Here is a 13,077-nt window from a genome sequence, read left to right as displayed (position 1 = left end):
TTAAACCAGCCGCTCCAGAGCGGCCACGGTGTCCTCGAACACCGCTTGTTCCTGCGTCTTCTGGCGCAGGAAGCCGTTGATGGCGTCCCGCTTGGCCAAGGCCTCGTCGGCGAGGGCGTCGCTGCCCGGCTTGTACTCGCCGATCTTCACCAGGAGCTCCACCTCGGCGTACTTTGCCAGCAGTTCCCGGGCCCGATTGGCGGCCTTTTTGTGCTCCGGTGGCACGATGGCGTTCATGACCCGGCTCACACTCTCCAACACGTCGATGGCCGGGTAGTGATTGCCGGCCGCCAGCTTGCGCGACAGGATGATGTGTCCGTCGAGGATCGATCGGGTCTCATCGGCCACCGGCTCGGTCATGTCGTCACCCTCCACCAGAACAGTGTACAGGGCGGTGATGAAGCCCGTGTCCGATTGGCCCGCTCGCTCCATCAAGCGGGGCAGGGTCGCGAACACCGAGGGTGGGAATCCGCGGCGCGTCGGTGGTTCGCCCGCGGCGAGGCCAATTTCACGCTGGGCTCGGGCGAAACGGGTGACCGAGTCCATAAGCAGCAGCACGCGTTTCCCTTGGTCGCGAAAGTACTCCGCGATCGAGGTGGAGACGTAGGCCGCCTTGGCCCTTTCCATCGAGGGCCGGTCGGATGTGGCCACGACGATCACGGACTTTGCGGCGCCCTCGGGGCCCAGATCATGCTCGATGAATTCGCGCACCTCACGGCCCCGCTCGCCGATCAGAGCAAGTACCGTTACGTCCACGTCCGCGCCCTTCACGAGCATCGAGAGTAGGGTGCTCTTGCCACCGCCGGCGGCGGCGAAGATCCCCATGCGCTGGCCTTCACCACAGGTCAGGAAACCGTCGATGGCGCGCACGCCTAGCGCCATCGACGTACTGATGATGTTGCGCGACAGGGGATCCGGGGCGTCGCGGTAGACCGGGTAGTGCTCGGCCGCCTCTAGCGCACCTTTGGAGGCGGAGTCGAGCGGACGGCCCATTCCGTCCACTACGCGGCCGAGCAGACCCGGGCCGACGGGGATCATGTGCATACGCCCGGTCGGGACTACCTCGGTGGCCGTCGAGACGCCGTACATCTCACCCATCGGCGTGAGCAGGGCCTCTTGGCCGCTGAAGCCCACGACCTCGGCGTCGAGCGTGAATCCGTCTGCCGGGTTGCGCAGGATGCAAAGCTCCCCGACCCGGGCGTTCGGGGCGACGGCCTTTATGATGGTCCCGGTAACCTCGGTTACCCTCCCACGGATGCCAAGGAGCTGCGTGTCTTCCACTACCCGCTCCAGGGAGTCGGTGATGTAACGAAGGCCGTGATGCCCGTCATGGAATGGGATGGAACTCATGGGGTTTGCTAACTTGAAAGCGTCGCGAGCGCCTGCTCGGCGTCGCCGGCGATGGTGATAAAGCGGTCAAACCCAGTCACGGCGAGCACTCCCATGACGTCGTCGTTTACCCCGCAAAGCAGGAAGCGGCGTTCGCTGCCTCGCAGTGCCTTGACGGTCGACAGCATGACCCGGAGCCCGGCGCTGCTCACGTAGTCCGTGCCGGCGAGGTCGAGCACGATGGAGGTGCCGCCGTTCGCGGTCAGTCGCTCCAGCCATTTCTCCAACTGGGGGGAGCTGCTGCTATCGAGAGGTCCGTGGGTACTCACCAGGGTTGCCCGTTCAAGGATTTGTTCGTTGATCTGCACGGAAATACGTCCAATTCGGCGATACTCGTACGGAGCTCATCAAGGGAACTCTAGCTCGAATCGTCGCTTTCCGTGGCCTCGGGATGGCACGGTGCGATGAATTCCGATCGGTTCATGGCCCGTTCCCCCGGGGGGCGTGCCGGTGATTTCAGCGCCCGGTTGCGGCCCACCTACCCGGCCGGCCAACGGGCCTGGCGCCGGACCTCCCGGATCACCGGCAGCGCATGCTCCAACAATGTGCTGCAGGGCCAAGCAGAGATGCGGAATGGGATTGCCGGGTTCCGTTCCGGACCCCGAGCGAGCCGACATGTTCCCCCGCGTTCTCATCACCTACACTCTTGGCGAGGTTCTTGAGGAACGCGACTTCAAAGGATCCGCTCCGGGAGGCGTCATGGCATGGCCCGTCCACCCACGGCGCCGCTGAATCTGCGTCTGGTCCTGACCAACGACCGCGCCCGGATCCGCGAGGCTGCGGCTGAGGTCGGCCGTGCGTTGGACGTCGCCGGGATTCGCGCGCGGGAAACACATGATCTGCTGGTCTGTATGGACGAAGTGCTGAGCAACGTGATCGCCCACGGGTTCCCCGACGGTGGTGAGCATGTGCTCGAGCTCGCGGTGAGCCAGACCGGTGATCTGGTTCGGATGGAGGTGACCGACGACGGCATTGCATTCGACCCCCTGGCGCCGCAGGCGGAACCGGCAGGCTCGCCGCTGGAACGGGAACCCGGCCACCAGGGGCTGGTCATTCTTCATGCACTGGCCGACCGCCTGGAGTACCGTCGGGAAGCCGGACGCAACCGACTGATCGTGGACATGCGAATCCGCGCGTCCGGCGGCGCGGGTTCCCGGGGGCAGAAATCAGGTGACAGATAGAGTTCGAACAGGTCCCACAGGTGTGGCCGGCTCTGGAGGTTCCATCGGAAGCCAGTCCATGCAGAGCCCGCTCGAAGGCAACTACCGGGGCGAGCAGGTTGCCGCGATCCCGGATGAGTCGTCCCTGGTCGAGGATGCGCTTGAAGAACTGACGGAAACCGCGGAGGAGGGACAGGAAAAGGACCTTGCGGAGCGCGACGTAGAGGAAGGCAGGTTGGCGGACCAACTCAACCTCGTCCTCAACGTCAAGCGCGTGCAGGAGCTGATGGACCAGCTGGGGGATCTGAACAATAAGGAACTCCGCCGGGTCGTTGCCATCCTCATGCGCCTTCGCCACGCCAATTCCCACCGACTTGGGGAGCGCGCCCGGCAGGAGTTCAAAGACCCTGCGCATCAGTACGCGGCACTGACCGCCTTGGTCGAGGGCCTGAAGGCAAGGGGTGCGCAGGGCGAACGGATTCGCATCGCGGAGGGGGCACTGCAACAGCTGATGAAGGACCACGGCCCCGAGGTGCGGGCCGCGTTGAACATCTCCGCCGCGGCAACCGAGGCGGCTGGCGAGGGTCTGGGCACGGTCGGTGACCTGCGCGGGACGTATAAGGACGCGGTGCTGGATTATCAGGGGATCTCGCAGGCGTTCTCCGCGCTGGAGGACAAGTACGGCGCGGACGGATTGCCCGCGGCCTTGAAGTTCCTTGTCAGCGCCCTGGCGGCGGACATGGGTGCGTCCGGTAGCTCTATCGACAAACCCAAGCTGCAGGCGGTGATCGACGACATGTACCGGCTGGAGTTGCTTGGTGGTCTGATAGAGCGCTGCGACGGGCTGCTGAAGCGGGTGCGAGGCGATACGGTCGACGTCGCGCCCGGTGGCGCGGCGCTGCTGAAAGAGCTGCTGGATCTGATGCAGAACAAGTGGCTGCGTCCCGAACAGGTGAGCCCGATTCCTGGGCGCATGGGCGTGCAGGCCATGGATAGAGAGATCGCGTTTCTGCGCGAGTTCAAGGAACTGGCACGGCTGGTGCCACTCAAGGCTTACGCCGATCTGCAGCAACGCGACGGTCTGGTTGACGCCGTGCAGTTTGCCATGGATCAGGCAATCGAACGCGAGGAAGAGGAGGGAAGCGATTGAACACCAACCAGGAGGTGGTCGCCGAACTCGGTCGCAGCCTCGGGATCGAGGGGCTGGCGATGCCCGAGGGCCGCCCGCTGGCGCTGCGTTTTGACCGCCGCGGGAGCCTTTACGTGGAAGACCGCGATGAGATACTGCTGGTTTACTTGGCGCGCGATATCGATTTGGGCGCCGACCGGGCCGCTGTTCTGGAGAAGGCGCTCGGCCTCTGCCACTATAGCCAGGGTCTGGCGTACCCCGTGCATCCAGGTCTGCGCGCGGAACGCACGCTGGTTTTTCTGGTCCGCTTGCCGTCCGAGCAGGTCACCCTCCCGGAAATCGAGCGGGTACTGGAGCTGCTAAGCGACCTTCACGAGAAGGTGCGAGCCTGATGCGGCCCGCGCGCGATACAGGCAAAGCATCGGAGACCCCTTTGTTATGACAGACAAGATCGGTGGTTTCAGGCCGGAGCTGGGACTCGAGTACGTGGAACGCTACGAGAAGCGGCGCGCCGAATTGCCTCACCAAGCTCCGGTAGAGCTGACCGGTGGTCAGGTTCGCCATCGTGTCAAGGAGTTGTTTCCGGATTCTGGTCTGGAGCGGAAGGCACGCGCCTTTGTGAGCCCGCGCCCATCGGATCCGTCGGTACTGGCGCCCACCCGGTTCGAGTCCCTGGTACGCGAGGCTGCCGAGGCATTGAGGCGCGACCTGGCGCCTTCGAACAATCCGGCCCGCAGGGCGTTGGGGGATCTGCTGGACGGGGAGCTGGCATTGCGTGACCTGCTTCATCATTACCGCAACGCATTGCTGGGCGTCTGATACTTGCGCTGGAACCATGCATCTGTGGACTGATCAACAGCGCGAGGCATTGTTGCTTCTGGCCGACATGTTCATCGGCCAGGGGCAGTTGGAAAAGGCGCGGGTTGTGCTGGAGGGGTTGGACGATATTGAGCCCGACCGGCGCGAGGTAATCAAGGCCCTGAGCCTTGCTTACCTGCGAGCAGGCCGCCATGAAGATGCCCTAGCAGCTACAGAACGCTTCCTGCGGCTGTCGGCAGTAGATCCCTCTACGTCTCCCATTCTCCTGATCCGGGGACGTGCCCTGATCGGAATGGGCCGCGACGATGAAGCCAGAGAGAGCTTCGCCCGGTATCTCGAGTTGAGCGAGGACCGATAATGTTGGATGCCGCCCAGTCCCTGCTGATCAGGGTCACCCGCCGAGCGGACGTGATGCTGGCAGTGCTGGTCGTGGCGATCATTTTCATGATCGTGTTGCCGCTTCCGACCTGGTTGGTGGATTCGCTCATCGCCACCAACATGACCATTGGCATCGTGCTGCTGATGATCGCTGTCTACATTCCTTCTCCACTGGCATTTTCCGCTTTCCCGGCGGTACTCCTTATTACCACACTGTTCCGTCTTGCGTTGGCCATTACCACTACGCGCCTGATCCTGCTGCAGGCGGACGCCGGCGACATCATCTTCGCATTCGGCAACTTCGTGGTTGCCGGCAATTTTGCGGTGGGCGCGGTCATCTTCCTCATCATCACCATTGTCCAGTTCATGGTCATCACAAAGGGGGCAGAACGCGTTGCGGAGGTTGGGGCAAGGTTTTCCCTGGACGCCATGCCAGGCAAGCAGATGAGCATCGACGGGGACATGAGAGCCGGGCTGATCGACATGCAAGAGGCGCGGCGTCGCCGTGGCAACGTCGAGAAGGAGAGTCAGCTGTATGGCTCGATGGACGGCGCCATGAAGTTCGTCAAGGGCGACGCCGTAGCTGGGCTGATCATCACCGCGGTGAACATCATCGGCGGTATCTCGATCGGCACGCTGCAGCGCGGCATGTCTGCAGAAGAGGCAGTGTCTACCTATTCCATCCTGACCATCGGAGACGGTCTGGTTGCACAGATACCGGCCCTTCTCATCGCCATCACGGCCGGGGTCATCGTCACCCGGGTCACCACGGAGGAGTCCACCAACCTTGGGGCCGACATTGGCTCCCAGGTGCTCGCCCAACCGAGGGCTTTGCTCATTGGGGGCATACTGATGTTCGGCTTTGCGCTGGTACCCGGTTTTCCCAGCGCCGTGTTCGTGGCGCTGGGGATCTTTCTGGCAGGTATCGGGTACACGTTGCTGAACATGAACCAGCGTCCATCTGCGGAAGACAGGTCGCAGGTGGCGGCTTTTGCGCCGGCTGGGCAGGGGGAGAGGGCGGCTCGCCCCGGATCCACCGAGGGGGACGAGTTTTCCCTGACTGTGCCGCTTCTGATGGACGTCGCAGGGTCCCTGGAACAGACGGTGCACGCCAGCGCATTGAACGACGAGCTCGTCAAGGTCCGCCAGGCCCTCTACCTGGACCTGGGCGTGCCATTTCCGGGCATACACCTCCGCTACAACGCCAACCTGGATGCTGACACCTACCAGATCCTGGTGCAGGAGACCCCAATGAGCCAGGGCCGGCTCAGGCCCGGCTACCTGTTTTCCCGCGAGGATGAAGACAATCTACGCATGCTCGGCGTCCGGTACGAAAAGGATGACCCCTTTCTCCCTGGGGTTCCAACCATCTGGGTCGCAGACCGCTACCGCGATCCGATGAAGCGGGCGGGGCTGGCCTATCTGGACGCGCCCCAGGTACTTACGTTTCACCTTTCGTTTGTGCTCAGAAAGTACGCCGAGGACTTTGTCGGCATTCAGGAAACCCGTTACCTATTGAGCGAAATGGAGGGTGGATTCGCTGAACTGGTCAGGGAGGTTCAGCGCGTTCTGCCTATCCAGAAGATCACCGAGGTGTTTCAGCGACTGGTCTCCGAGGAGATATCCATCCGCAACCTGCGTACCATTCTCGAGGCTTTGGTTGAGTGGGGACAGAAAGAAAAGGATACGGTGTTGCTCACCGAATATATCCGAGGCAGCCTCAAGCGTTACATCAGCTACAAGTACAGCAGCGGCCAGAACCTGCTGCCTGCATTCCTCGTTTCGCCGGACGTGGAGGACATGATCCGCGATGGTATCCGTCAAACGTCGGCGGGCAGCTACCTGGCCCTGGACCCGGATGTTACGCGGCGGTTTGTCTCCCAGGTGCAGCAGTCCGTGGGTCAGCTGGGTCCGGGACGAAGCCGGCCTGTGCTGGTGGTGTCCATGGATATCCGCCGTTACGTGCGAAAACTCATCGAGATGGACCTCTACGAACTACCGGTACTCTCGTATCAGGAACTCACCCAGGAGATATCCGTGCAGCCGCTGGAGAAAATCAGTATGTAGCGGTGACGGCGCCAGTACCGATGTGCCGGATTTCAAACCGCTCAGGAACCGAATCCGCGGGATAACTGACACGGCACGGCAACCGTTGAATCGCCAACGGGTGCGGTGGCTGATACGCCAGTCGGGATCTCGCCAACCGAAGTTGCGTCGACCCATAAACCGAACCGAGGCACACAGGAAAGTTTGTCCGCATAGATTTCAGACGGTTTAGGGCCTCTTCGCACTACGTACACACCGGCGTTGCTGCGTGCAGTGTGAACATGCCCTATCCCGGAAGCGGTGAGGTTTGGATTGCGGACGCGCAGCCACACGCCCTGTGTGGACCGGTCGAGCTTGGGTGTGGACTTCCCTGCAATGCTTGGACACATGCCGGGTGGCAACGCCCAGCCTGGACGACGCGCGCCAGGTGCGGTTTACTTTGTCCCGCAAGCACCAGTTGGGATGGTTCAGACGCGCATGAGGATTTCACTTGTGTGGCGATCTAAACCCAGGGGCCCATCGCACTCGGTTCCGAGAACACCATGGCCACATGCTCGATCCGTCTGACTAACGATATTTCGTACCTTCCAGCCGCTTTGGCCTTTCTGCGTCAAGTGAGCGAAAAATGTGGCTTCGAAAGGCATGACCAGATCCAGATCGAACTCGCGATGGAGGAAATCATCGCGTTGGTGATGAGGAATGCGTTCCCGAATGGTGAGGAAGCGGAGTTCGAAATTCACATCACCGATGACGGCGGCGGCATCACGGTCGCCGTGTGCGACCAGGGGCTCCCCTGGGATCTCCGCCTGGAACCGGATTTTCATCCTGACTCCGATCTCAGCCATCAGACCGGTGACGGTCTGTCGCGATTCCTGGTCGAGCAGTTCACCGATCGGTTTGACTTCATCAACCGAGGAAGAGATGGCAAAGAAACCCGCTTTTCAAGATTTCTGCGCAAAGGTCTCGTGGGAGACGGCGAGGCTGTTGCCCCCGATCCAGCGCCTTTGCCGGAACAGAAGGGCCGGCCCGATCTTGATTTTTTGATCCGCTTGGCACGTCCTGACGAGTCGATTGAAATAGCTCGTACCGTTTACGATTGCTACGGCTATTCCTATGCGGGTGACTACGTTTATTACCCAGAACGTATCACTGCGATGAACAGCAGTGGCACCCTGCGTTCCGCAGTAGCCGTGGTGAAGCAGACCGACGAAATCGGAGGACACTTTGCGTTGGTCTTCCGTGATCACCTCCCGCCGGAGATCGGCGTGGCGGTGACCAAGCAGAAGTATCGTGGTTATGGCTTTGCTCTGGGTTTGGCAGAGTTTCTTGAAGGAGAAGCCGCGAAGCTAAGTCACAAGGGTCTGCAGGTCAAAGCGGTTACCAGCCACCCCTACACGCAGAGATTCTGCGCTAGGCTCGGCTATGTCGCTACCGGATTCCTGCTGTTGCATTCGCCCAAGAGTCTTTCGTTCAAGGGCATTCGTGACCACCTCGCTCAGCGCAACTCCGACATATTGGGCTTCAAGTATCTTGAGCCGCCGGAGGCGCGATCCCGTTACCTTCCTGAACGGCACAAGGGCTTTCTCACTGCTATCTACGAACGATTAGGGGTGACACTGATCGGAAACGACGCCGCATGCGCGCCCGAAGGCGAAACATTGTTTCACGTATCCGTTGACAGCATTCGATCATTGTCGGAAATACACGTGACGCGGCTGGGCGCTGATTTTGGTGATGCCCTGAAGAAAGAGCTTCGCAGAGTGCGCCACGACGAGACAAGGGTTGTCGAACTATATTTGGCATTGCATGATCCCGCGGCGCCGACCTGCGTGGCGGAGGCGGAAAAGCTCGGCTTCTTTGTTACCGCATTGCTACCCGAGGCCCTGGGTGGCGATGCTCTGGTCATGCAGTACATGAATGGCGTTCAAGTCGAATACGATGACTTGGTAATTGACCGGGAAGAAACACGGCAATTGCTCGGCTACATCGCCACACTCGATCCGTCGAACTGCTAAGGACTGTCTCACGATCACGAACCGGGTGCCATCGCCTGCGCTTGCGCGGCGCCAAAGTTCGGCGATGGACATTGAGCGCGTATCCGGACACACCCCGGCCGATCGGCTGCGTCGCAAGCCGAATCCTTCCCACGAGGTCTTCGAATTCATCGTGACATCTCAAGACGGTCTTCCGTCGGTACATTCCGCGGAAGCGTTGTCTGAACTGCAAAATGCACCATCGCCGCTTCCGGCGGTGGTGCAGAGTCTCGGTGCGGCGCGTAGTTGGACGGCGGGCCCTCTCCGACGGCAAGTTTGCGAACCGGCCGGTCTGTGACCTTCTGTTGCGTGTGGTTCCATGCCCGCCAGGTAGGCCGGCAGATACGAAGCCACCATGGGGTTTTCGGCGTCGACCGTCGCGTGGCATGTTGAATGGCTATGGACCCGTTCACTCGGCAATCCTGGACGGAACATCGGAATCGGCGGGTGTCCTATAATTGTGCATGTCCTTGGCCGGCAATTGAGACGAGGATATTGGAAGGTGCGCCTTCGAGATTTGCCCCCCGCCAATCGAAGGAGAGCAAATCGCCCTGACCGCCGGCTACCTACGGGGCGGGTTCAGGGAAGGGTCGGTGCCTGCTAGGCAATCGACGTTCTCGGGTTTCGCAGTTAAGTGCAGCGGCTCCTGGGTGACGTGTTCAGCAATGGGGCCGCGGTATGGCGGCGTATGGACTCGTTGGGAGGGGGCGGCGATGCCCGGGACAGGACCAGATGCTGTTTCCAACGCAGGGGCGACGCGACGGGCCGAGCAGGTCCATGGCGGCGACAGCCTGGCTGCGCCATCAACCGGACGATTGGACGTTGACGGTCGCGTGCTCGCCGTCGCCCAGGCTCATCAACATCTTGACGTCATGCCGCTTCTCTCCGCATCGGGCGGTGGCGCGGACGAGATGCCGGCGCCGCTTGAGCGGCGGTTCAATGCGCGCCAGATCACGCTGAGTTCTCCCCATGACAAGGGGACCGGCGCCAAGGCCACCGGTATCGGAGTTTTTCTCGCCGGCGTCGGTGCGGCCGCCGGTACCGGCGCGATGTATGGCGCGGGTTTTCTCGGTGGCGCCGGTACCATTGCTTTTTTCGGTCTCGGTACGGTCGGCGGCTTGTTGGCCGGTGCAATTATCGGAGGCGTCGTTGGTGCCGTGGTAGGCGTGGGCGCCGGCGTAGCGCGGTACCGCGCCGGAGAGGCCGAGGACAGGGCGGGTCGACACCTCGATCGGGCAACGACGGCGTTGGAAGACAGGCTCGGCGGTTTCACCAGCGCGCAAAAACGGAAACTGGAAAGTGTTTCCCGCGCGCAATGGCAGCGATTGCTGCACGTGAGCCTGCGGGACGTTTCACCGAAATCAAGTCGACAGGCTATCCGGGAGGCCGTGGTTGAAGAACTCGCTAACAACGGGCTTGACGCGGCAAAGCGGCTCCGCGCGGCGCTGATCGCCACCTATATCAACCCCAGCCAGGTTCCCGACCGGGCGCTGTGCGAGAAGATGCAGTCCACTTCGATGATGGTGGCTATGGCCCAGGGGACCTACGCCGGCAAGCAATTCAAGAACGAGTTGCTGAAGGTCGTGATGGATCCGCTGCGCAATCTCAACGCTGAACTGGACGCCGTCCGCCAACGCTATCAGTCTGCGACCCACGAAGATGCGCCGCGACGGGAAAGGACGCCGTCGGCCGTGATGCCGACGGCCGAGCCGTCGCCGCAGAGGGATGAAAGGACGGACGTCGAACATCTTGATTGGGAAGCGTCCGGGCGTGACATCGACGCGTTCGACGACGGCTATGACGGCATGAGCGATGCTGAGACCTATGTCGAAAGCGACGCAGAGCTCTATGCCGACGCGACCAATGAAGATGAGTTCGACGACGCGGTCCATCCTCTGGCCGATGCATATCCCAATGACGAGGTTCCTGCCTATCTGTGCGGCATCGATCCACTTCAGGTGAAAGATGCGGACATTGCGAGGGGGATGGACGTCCGGCGGGAGGCCCACAAACTCGAACATGAACTTGGCTATAAGCGCGTGCCGACAGATTCCGCCGGTACCTTGTGGCAGCCCAACAACGACGCGCTGCAGCAGGAGGTCAACAAACTTTCGGAAACCTTGCTCGGCATGCGGAGCGAGGAGGTCGCCACGACGATCATCAATGGGCTTTACGGCGGTTTGAAAGGCAGCAAGAAGGACTACCACGTGGTCATGGGTTATAAGCAGGACGCGAATAAGAATGGCCAGATCGTGATCGGCGTGTTGCATCCTGCGTTCGCGAACCTCGTCATGACGGTTTCCGAGAAGGGCGTGGTCGATGTCGAGGTCATCAATTTGGCGCGTGAAAGCCGCGGACAGGGCGCGCTGAACGGCCTGATGGCGGAATTGGCAACACAACCCGGCGTCGACAAGGTGCGTTTCGATGCGGGAATGCAACTCGGCGGCTACGTCTGGGCCAAGTTCGGTGCGGTTCCGACGGACCTGGAGGCAACGACACCGGACAGCCGAAGCTTTGCGTACAACCAGATGTTGCGTGCCGGCTGGTTGGTTGTCTCTCGCCTTTCCTTCGGCGGCGACGAGGCCGGGCGTGACGCCCTGAAGAAGGTGTTGATCGAGGCCGATGCGAAGTTGGCTCAAAGTGGTGCCGCGAGCGGCGGTCCGGATGCGCGGGATTTTTGGACACTGGTAGATTGCGACGTGAAGCTGCCCGTCAGCGCTGTCCGGGATCTGCAACAGGCGGCGCGATTGCAACAGTTCGGCACCAATCTCGATAACGTCGACGGTGGCGTGCTCGACTACAGTGAACGCAAAGAGGGCGGCTACATAAAGGCAGGCAAGTTGCTCTCACTGGCGGCACCGATCTACAACGCAGAGCTGCAACTGAAGACGACAGACCAGAGACCGACAATGGCCGGCAACCGTTTTTATCATTATCTCACCGAACGCGCGAAGACGAAGAACATCGTCGAACGCAATGCCATCTTGGACCGGTTCAAGGGCCTGAAGACCTGACCGCGTCGGTGGCGGGGCATGCCAATGAATGAGCTGCAAGCGGACGATGCGTTGGAGCAACGGATCGCCGGATTGGAAGACGCGGTCCCGGACCGCGACGAGGTCGAGGCGGTGCTGGCTGCATTTGCCGCGCGCAACGATCTGGCACCGCTTCTGTTCGACGCAGAGGGTGAAATCGCGTTCGGCGTCGGGGATGACATGGACCTGCATCTCGTCCACGTGCCGTCTTTTCCAGGGGTGATGGCGGTGGTCACCCTGCCCAAGGAGATTGCTGCTCGGGATGACCTTTCCCGAGACTTGCTAAAGGCGAACCTGTCATGGGCGACGACCGGTGGCGGCACTTTCGGACGCCTGCCGGAATCCGGGGACTACGTCTTTTGCCAATTGATTCCGCTTACCACCGGTGACGACGTGGCATTCGAGGCCGATCTCCTTGCATTCGCCGAGAGGGCTCAGGATTGGCTGGAGAGAATCGAGCTTGCCCTGGATCTTGATCCGGCGGAGCCGCCGGATGCAATACGATCCAGGCCGGAAACCCCGATACCCTATGCCTGAGGGTGCCGTGAACGGCCCAATGAGGAACCTGACATGTCCCGCCGAGACTATGCCGAAACGATTGTCAGAGAGGTCTGCGAGACTTTGGGCATCGCGGGACTGGGTCTTGACGACAACGGTTTGTTGAGCCTGACGTTCGGTGATGTACTCGTGACGGTCGGTTACTCTGAGTCACCGATCGAGCAGGTATCGGTCTACGTGGATCTCGGTGCGATACCGGACGATCGGAAGGGTATCGCCGACCTGTTGCTCGAAGTCAATCTGCAGAGTTGGCTGCAGCAGTGCATGACGATCGGACTTGATCCTGGCGGTGCGCGGGTGGTTGGTTGGAACCTGGTGCCACTGGTCGAATTGAAGGCCCCTGCCCTGGAAGCGGTCTTGCGGACAATGCTGCAGGCAGCGCCCGGGATCCGCTCCATGCTCGAGACACCTGGCCCATCATCCGGTGCGGCGGACAGCCCCAAAGGTTCGGTGCATCGTGGGACCGCAGTCAAGGCTTGATACCCTGATTCGCTGCTGCAGGTATTCGGCGTCGCGGCCAAATCGTGGGCTCT

At 61.4% G+C, this 13,077-nt stretch carries 12 protein-coding genes; 10 read left to right on the top strand and 2 right to left on the bottom strand.

Annotated features, from left to right (window positions below; all coding sequences use genetic code 11):
- Together sctN and H6955_19940 are read right to left on the bottom strand one after the other, a co-directional pair.
- A complete protein-coding gene (gene sctN / locus H6955_19945) occupies window positions 1-1,350 on the bottom strand; it encodes a type III secretion system ATPase SctN (GenBank protein MCP5315840.1) in 1,350 nt (449 codons plus the stop codon).
- Between the two features lie 8 nt (window positions 1,351-1,358).
- Window positions 1,359-1,697 carry an STAS domain-containing protein gene (locus tag H6955_19940; protein ID MCP5315839.1) on the bottom strand — a complete coding sequence of 113 codons (339 nt, stop codon included), beginning with the start codon at window positions 1,695-1,697 and terminating at the stop codon, window positions 1,359-1,361.
- A 396-nt stretch (window positions 1,698-2,093) separates the two neighbouring features.
- On the opposite strand from H6955_19940, the gene H6955_19935 reads away from it, so the two are divergent.
- The 10 genes from H6955_19935 to H6955_19890 all read left to right on the top strand — a co-directional run bounded on the left by H6955_19935 (window position 2,094) and on the right by H6955_19890 (window position 13,024).
- Window positions 2,094-2,570: an ATP-binding protein gene (locus H6955_19935; protein ID MCP5315838.1), complete on the top strand. Its 477-nt coding sequence runs from the start codon at window positions 2,094-2,096 to the stop codon at window positions 2,568-2,570.
- 58 nt (window positions 2,571-2,628) lie between these two features.
- Window positions 2,629-3,699 (top strand): type III secretion system gatekeeper subunit SctW, encoded by a 1,071-nt coding sequence (sctW, locus tag H6955_19930; GenBank protein ID MCP5315837.1) that lies wholly within the window; start codon window positions 2,629-2,631, stop codon window positions 3,697-3,699.
- Window positions 3,696-4,070, top strand: a complete 375-nt coding sequence (locus H6955_19925; GenBank protein MCP5315836.1) for a CesT family type III secretion system chaperone — start codon at window positions 3,696-3,698, stop codon at window positions 4,068-4,070. The genes sctW and H6955_19925 overlap by 4 nt, the downstream gene beginning before the upstream one ends.
- A 46-nt stretch (window positions 4,071-4,116) precedes the next feature.
- Window positions 4,117-4,497 carry a hypothetical protein gene (locus H6955_19920; protein MCP5315835.1) on the top strand — a complete coding sequence of 127 codons (381 nt, stop codon included), beginning with the start codon at window positions 4,117-4,119 and terminating at the stop codon, window positions 4,495-4,497.
- 16 nt (window positions 4,498-4,513) lie between these two features.
- Entirely contained in the window at window positions 4,514-4,855 is a 342-nt protein-coding gene (locus tag H6955_19915; GenBank protein ID MCP5315834.1) for a tetratricopeptide repeat protein, read from the top strand.
- Window positions 4,855-6,942, top strand: coding sequence for a type III secretion system export apparatus subunit SctV (sctV, locus tag H6955_19910; protein ID MCP5315833.1), 2,088 nt, complete (start codon window positions 4,855-4,857; stop codon window positions 6,940-6,942). The genes H6955_19915 and sctV overlap by 1 nt, the downstream gene beginning before the upstream one ends.
- Window positions 6,943-7,463: 521 nt before the next feature.
- Window positions 7,464-8,936 (top strand): ATP-binding protein, encoded by a 1,473-nt coding sequence (locus tag H6955_19905; GenBank protein MCP5315832.1) that lies wholly within the window; start codon window positions 7,464-7,466, stop codon window positions 8,934-8,936.
- Window positions 8,937-9,667: 731 nt separating this feature from the next.
- Entirely contained in the window at window positions 9,668-11,968 is a 2,301-nt protein-coding gene (locus H6955_19900; protein ID MCP5315831.1) for a hypothetical protein, read from the top strand.
- Window positions 11,969-12,019: 51 nt separating this feature from the next.
- Window positions 12,020-12,523, top strand: a complete 504-nt coding sequence (locus H6955_19895) for a type III secretion system chaperone (GenBank protein ID MCP5315830.1) — start codon at window positions 12,020-12,022, stop codon at window positions 12,521-12,523.
- A gap of 33 nt (window positions 12,524-12,556) precedes the next feature.
- The gene (locus tag H6955_19890) at window positions 12,557-13,024 is read left to right on the top strand and encodes a type III secretion system chaperone (protein MCP5315829.1); all 468 of its coding nucleotides are present in this window, start codon (window positions 12,557-12,559) and stop codon (window positions 13,022-13,024) included.
- Window positions 13,025-13,077: the final 53 nt, after the last annotated feature.

The organism is Chromatiaceae bacterium (assembly GCA_024235395.1).
GTDB lineage: Bacteria > Pseudomonadota > Gammaproteobacteria > Chromatiales > Chromatiaceae > Thiosocius.
Note: the sequence above shows the minus strand (reverse complement) of the source record. Positions and strands in the feature narration are given on the sequence as shown.

Bases quoted from the DNA above. Each gene is read 5' to 3' on its own strand.
- sctW (MCP5315837.1), top strand. From the start codon at position 2,629: ATGCAGAGCCCGCTCGAAGGCAACTACCGGGGCGAGCAGGTTGCCGCG.
- H6955_19900 (MCP5315831.1), top strand. From the start codon at position 9,668: ATGCCCGGGACAGGACCAGATGCTGTTTCCAACGCAGGGGCGACGCGA.
- sctV (MCP5315833.1), top strand. From the start codon at position 4,855: ATGTTGGATGCCGCCCAGTCCCTGCTGATCAGGGTCACCCGCCGAGCG.
- H6955_19915 (MCP5315834.1), top strand. From the start codon at position 4,514: ATGCATCTGTGGACTGATCAACAGCGCGAGGCATTGTTGCTTCTGGCC.
- sctN (MCP5315840.1), bottom strand. From the start codon at position 1,350: ATGAGTTCCATCCCATTCCATGACGGGCATCACGGCCTTCGTTACATC.
- H6955_19920 (MCP5315835.1), top strand. From the start codon at position 4,117: ATGACAGACAAGATCGGTGGTTTCAGGCCGGAGCTGGGACTCGAGTAC.
- H6955_19935 (MCP5315838.1), top strand. From the start codon at position 2,094: ATGGCCCGTCCACCCACGGCGCCGCTGAATCTGCGTCTGGTCCTGACC.
- H6955_19905 (MCP5315832.1), top strand. From the start codon at position 7,464: ATGGCCACATGCTCGATCCGTCTGACTAACGATATTTCGTACCTTCCA.
- H6955_19890 (MCP5315829.1), top strand. From the start codon at position 12,557: ATGTCCCGCCGAGACTATGCCGAAACGATTGTCAGAGAGGTCTGCGAG.